The organism is Arthrobacter sp. Y3225116, assembly GCF_059091245.1.
Genome location: NZ_JBNHGL010000512.1, coordinates 1 through 800, shown reverse-complemented (window position 1 = coordinate 800; position 800 = coordinate 1). Strand labels below are relative to the sequence as shown.

Sequence of the window (800 nt, the reverse complement as noted above, 5' to 3'; positions counted from 1 at the left end):
GGCATCGGGGCCGGGGCGTTGGGCACGGCCGGGGCCGCCGCAGCAACCCGGCCGGATTCCGCACCGGATGACGAGCGGATTGCGCGTTTGGTGGCGGACCCGACGTCGGCCACCCACCGGCAGCTGCTGCAGCTCTTGGCCCCGACAATCGCGGCTGCCGCCCAAACGGCTGCCAACGGGCGCGTCGATCCCCGCCAGGCCGGTTACGACGTCGTCCTGCTGCTGGGCCAGTCAAACATGCAGGGCTGCGGCCTCCCCTTCGATCCGGCCATCGATGTGGAGCTCGACGGGATCGACCAGCTGGCGGGTTCCGGCCCGTTCGCCGGCCGGGTCATCCCGGCCAGCGAACCGCTCTGCCATGTTGCCAGTGTGTGGGTGGACGGCAGGCCCGCGGTGGGACCGGGCCTCGAATTCGCGCGGCAGCTGTGGCTGGCCCAGCCGGCCGGCCGCAAGGTGTTGCTGGTTCCCGCGGCCATGGGCGGCACCTCGATCACCGGCAACGCCGACTACTCCTGGGATCCGGACAACAAAACTGCCCGAACGAACCTGTGCCACCGCGCGCTGGACGCCGCCCGGCAGGCGCTCTCGCTGAATCCGCGCAACCGCTTGGCGGCGGTGCTGTGGCACCAGGGCGAGTCCGACGCGGTGCTGGGCGCCTCGGAGGGCTGGTACCGCCGCAAGTTGCTGCAGATCATCGATCTGGTCCGCGACGCACTGGGGTCGGCGCCGTTCCTGATCGGCGGGATGGTGCCCGAATGGCTGCCCGACGACCGGCGGCGGCGCGGCATCGAGGCCGCCCA

1 protein-coding gene is annotated in these 800 nt (G+C 72.0%); it reads left to right on the top strand.

Translation table 11 applies throughout. The features are described 5' to 3' along the window. On the top strand, window positions 1-800 hold an 800-nt coding region (locus tag AC5RV2_RS18675; RefSeq protein WP_494093569.1), incomplete at both ends, for a sialate O-acetylesterase.